Source organism: Candidatus Jordarchaeum sp. (assembly GCF_052745115.1).
On sequence record NZ_JBRAKS010000320.1, the window covers coordinates 1 to 4,338 of the forward strand.

The following is a 4,338-nucleotide window of genomic DNA, read 5'->3' on the forward strand; positions in this document are numbered from 1 at the left end:
GTAATATTGAATAATTTTTTATTTATAAAAAAGTTTATCAGATGTATTTTAAAATTTCAGTCACCTCTGAGATATCTGAACCAATGTGTAAAACTGTGATACCAGGGCATAGAGTTTTCACATTAAAGATATGTGCTCTACTATCGTCGACAAAAATAACATTCTCAAAATTGATGTTTTCTCCTAGATTTTCGTTGATTAAATTTAATAGATTTTTAACATTCTGCCCTTTATCCCGATAGTTTATTTGGGGGTAGGTGAAAAAGTCAATTTCTAAAATCTTTAAACATTCTTCAACCATGTTAGGGTCATACTGATTCGAGCTTGCAATAGAGAGCAGTATTCCTTTCTCCCTTAGTTTATTAAGTAGATTTCTTACTCCACCAAAAAGCCGTAATTTCTTACCCTCAGCATCCACAAGTGTATCTAATCCCGTTCTTTTCAGAGGAGGAGTCAAGAGACTCGCAAATCCTCGATCAATCGTCCATAGGGTCTCATCAGCATCAAAGATTACCAATTTAATCATAGAATCACACAGGGTTTTGAGTTTAGTAAAAACAGCTCAAGTTTAAATTTTTTTAATTTTTTGGTGAAAAATTTTTACTTAATGCTTAGATAAAATTTTACTATAATAATCTATTTATATTCGGGCTTTTTAGTGTTAATTATTATCTAAAAAGAATTTTTGGGAGGAACAATATTTGGGATTTGTAAAAGTTGCTGAAACCTCGGAAGTTCCCACTGGAAAAATGAAGATGGTAAAGGTTGAGGGAAAAGAAATTTTGATTACCAATGTAAACGGCAAATACTACGCTATTGTAAACAAGTGCACACATAGGGGTGGAGATCTTTCTAAGGGCTCCTTATCTGGTAATATAGTTACCTGTCCTAGACACAAGGCTACATTCGATGTAACCAGTGGAAAAGTTGTTTCAGGCCCTAAAGTACCTCTCGGTCCGAAGATCAAGGATGAACCATCTTACAAGGTCAAAGTTGAAGGTAAGGACATTCTGGTATCAACCGATTAATTTTAGGGAATGCTCTCACTCACTTTCCTTTTTTATTGCAAGCCCTTTTTTAAAAATTTAGTACTCGCTTAAAAACAAGTTTAAGACTGATTTTTGTACAAAATGTTTAAAATATAGCCCTAATTCCTTATCTGAAGGAGAGAAAAAGCCGTGGAGCTATCTAAGCGTATGAAAAAGATTTCTGGCTCTGGAACAATCCGAATGCTGGAAATTGCCAAGGAGCGGGAACAAAAAGGACAAAAAGTAATCCACCTAGAGGTTGGAGAACCGGATTTCGACACCCCTCAGCATATTAAGGACGCTGCCATAAAAGCGATGAATGAAGGATTTGTAAAATACACGAGCAGCAAGGGAATACCGGAACTGCGCGAGGCAATAGCGTGGGATATTGAAAGAAGAACCGGAGCGGAGATCAAACCCAATCAAGTTTTGGTGACCCCAGGTGGAAAACACTCCATTCTCTGTGCTGCTTTAACTTTAATAAATCCTGGCGATGAGGTTTTGATACCAGTTCCGGTTTGGCCCAGCTACAAAGACATCGTAAATATGGCAGAAGGCATTCCTAAAGAAGTGATTTTTGAGGAGGACTACTCCATTAATGAAGAGGAAATCAAAGAAGCCATAACACCGAAGACTAAAGTGATTATCATAAATTCTCCCAATAATCCCACTGGCGGTGCACTAAGGAAGGAAGAAATGAAGACGATTGTGGATATAGTGGCAGAAAAAGGACTCTACATTTTTTCGGATGAGATTTACGACTCTCTAACCTATGATGCCTACAAAAATACCAGTATTCTAAGCTTTCCAGAGCTGCGAGAACAAACGGTGTATTTTCACGGCTTCTCCAAAACCTACTCCATGACTGGTTGGAGACTAGGATATGCTGTAGCACCGCCGAAAATAGTTGATGCAATGTCCAGGATACAACAGAATTCAACCACTTGCGCCACAAGCTTTGTGCAGAAAGCCGCTGTGGAGGCTCTTAGGGGACCTCAAGAGTGCGTCGAAGAAATGAGGAAAGAATATGATAAGAGAAGGAAAGTTATTGTTAATGCTCTAAACCAAATTGATGGAGTCTCATGCCCTATGCCCAGAGGAGCGTTCTACGTTTTTCCAAATATTTCAGAGTACTCTAACGATAGTTTTCAAGTAGCAGAAAAATTATTGGAAAGTAAGGGCGTGTGCCTTACTCCCGGCAAGGTTTTTGGAAGCAATGGGGAAGGACATCTCAGAATAAGCTACGCGGCTTCGCTGGAAGACATAAGAGAAGGAATAAAAAAATTAGAAGAGTTCCTACACTCATTATAATTTAATCATAAGAACTTTTTGAAATAATGAAAGGTAAGAAGCCTATTTTATCTTATCTCATACGCGTTACTGATTTCTTTGAGATAATCTAAATATAACACAGCTAAGATAACGCCAGGAATCACTGTTATGATAACTACTATAGATATTATAGTGAAGGGATGAAGATAACCAAACATTTTTAATATAGCTGCTAACAGGGAACCTATCACGGCAAAAGAGCAGATCAATATCCAGGCCCCTAGAGATCCGTATTTTTCCAATTTCCAAAATATGCTCTCAAACATTCTCTCTACTCCCTTCCTTCTCAACTCTTATTTTAGTTAAAATGAAAGCTATGACCAGGTTGCTTGCCAGCCAGACTGGAATTAAAAATAGAAACACGAAGTTGAGATTCACATACCAAGGTGAAAGCATTTGCCAAAATGAGATCAGGGGATAGAAAAAGCCCCAAGAGTAAAAGACGTAGCCATATAAAGTGTCAAGAATTCCAATGATTAAAGCAATTATACATACACCGGGTGCCACCAGTTTAATAATCCATTTAAACCATTTAGGAATTTTTAGCAGGGAGTTATTGTTAATGTAGCCTATTGCGTTATCTGCACCCCAGATCCATCCTACAGCGATCAACTCTACAAGAATCACGGAGGTCAGGCCAAAACCCACCACCCACCAGTTGGAAAGCGATGTTAGATAAAAACCCCACGGTGACATGGAGGTCAAACTGAAAGGTATACTGGCCAGGAATCCAACGGCCACAAAAGCTGCTAAAAATTTTCTTTTACCAAAATTAAACTTGGTTTCCAAGGTTTCCTTTACAGGTTCTATAATAAGTGATAGTCCTATTACACCAATAATAAAAATGAGGGTGTAGAAGAGGAAAGCCAAACCTTTGCTAATTATGGGACCCATCACACGCTCTATGATAGCGAAACCAGTCGACCATCCTAAGAAGGGAGCAGCGGGGAAGCCGAGAATTCGCATTGGAAAGGAACTTGTAGAACCGAATAGATCAACCAATCCGCTTCCACCGTTCATAGTAAAGAATACCATACCTCCGAGAAAAATTAATCCGGTTCCTAACAGTGGAATAATGATCGAAGAGGAAGTTAGGTTATTACCACTTTTAGGAATTTTACTAGAATAGAAGCTGAGGACACCCAGTCCAGCTCCTTGATTAAAGAACATAATCGTAATCAGGGTACGCCAAGACGAGCCACTCAGAAAAACTGTGGGATCAAAACCCAGATAAAAATTTAAACCCGGATTTACTCCACCAGAAAGAAATACAGTTAACGCAAAAATAATAAACAAAACAATGGCTAGTGCAGGTAACACTATTCTAACAGCTATTCTCCTCACTCTTGAAGCCCAGGAGGTTTTCAACAGAAGAAGAATTGAAACCCATATTATCGCTAAACCCACCATTGGTAAAAGAGAGGAACCGAAATTAAAGAAAAAGTTTACAAAATCAAAACTGCCCTCTAAAGGATTAAGCCAATTTGTAAGGGGATAAAATCTGGTCAATGAGTAATAGGCAAAGCCTGCAGACCAGCTGAGGATAGCGCTTAACCCAATAAGTAACCAGAAGGTGTTTATTACCGCGAACCAGCCGAAAAATTCGAGCTTAGAATTTATCATCTTCAATGATTTTGGAAAAATCGATTTCGACCAAGAACCAAGACCTAATTCAACCAGAATTACAGGAATACCAACTCCAATGATTAATATGAGATAAATGAGGATAGACGGCCCCCCACCTATTTCAGCAACTTCAAAAGGCCAACCCCAGAAAATAGCAACTGCCACCATTATTCCAGACACTGCAAGTATTAAGCTGTAATTTCTGATATGCATCCTAAAACACATCCCAAAATGTTAAGCTGAAATTATTGCTCAATATTCATATCGACTCTTATAAATAGTTATGGTTAATAGCAAAAATCTGTAGAAGTTAGGGACATTTGTCACCCCTTGCTGTTAATTGGTAGGATGT

The 4,338-nt window shown here is 38.3% G+C and carries 5 protein-coding genes; 2 read left to right on the forward strand and 3 right to left on the reverse strand.

Translation table 11 applies throughout. The annotated features are described in order from the left end of the window. Positions 1-37: 37 nt before the first annotated feature. Complete coding sequence (locus ACUVXA_RS16930) at positions 38-526, reverse strand: magnesium-dependent phosphatase-1 (RefSeq protein WP_445872467.1); 489 nt, start codon at positions 524-526, stop codon at positions 38-40. 175 nt (positions 527-701) lie between these two features. Between ACUVXA_RS16930 and ACUVXA_RS16935 the strand changes: the two genes are divergently transcribed. Together ACUVXA_RS16935 and ACUVXA_RS16940 are read left to right on the forward strand one after the other, a co-directional pair. Beyond that, complete coding sequence (locus ACUVXA_RS16935) at positions 702-1,028, forward strand: Rieske (2Fe-2S) protein (RefSeq protein ID WP_445872468.1); 327 nt, start codon at positions 702-704, stop codon at positions 1,026-1,028. Positions 1,029-1,178: 150 nt separating this feature from the next. After that, entirely contained in the window at positions 1,179-2,339 is a 1,161-nt protein-coding gene (locus ACUVXA_RS16940; protein ID WP_445872469.1) for a pyridoxal phosphate-dependent aminotransferase, read from the forward strand. Between the two features lie 47 nt (positions 2,340-2,386). Here ACUVXA_RS16940 and ACUVXA_RS16945 read toward each other — a convergent pair whose 3' ends face one another. Continuing rightward, entirely contained in the window at positions 2,387-2,626 is a 240-nt protein-coding gene (locus tag ACUVXA_RS16945; RefSeq protein WP_445872470.1) for a hypothetical protein, read from the reverse strand. Next, positions 2,619-4,199: a hypothetical protein gene (locus ACUVXA_RS16950; RefSeq protein WP_445872471.1), complete on the reverse strand. Its 1,581-nt coding sequence runs from the start codon at positions 4,197-4,199 to the stop codon at positions 2,619-2,621. Before ACUVXA_RS16950 ends, ACUVXA_RS16945 begins: the two co-directional genes overlap by 8 nt. Positions 4,200-4,338: the final 139 nt, after the last annotated feature.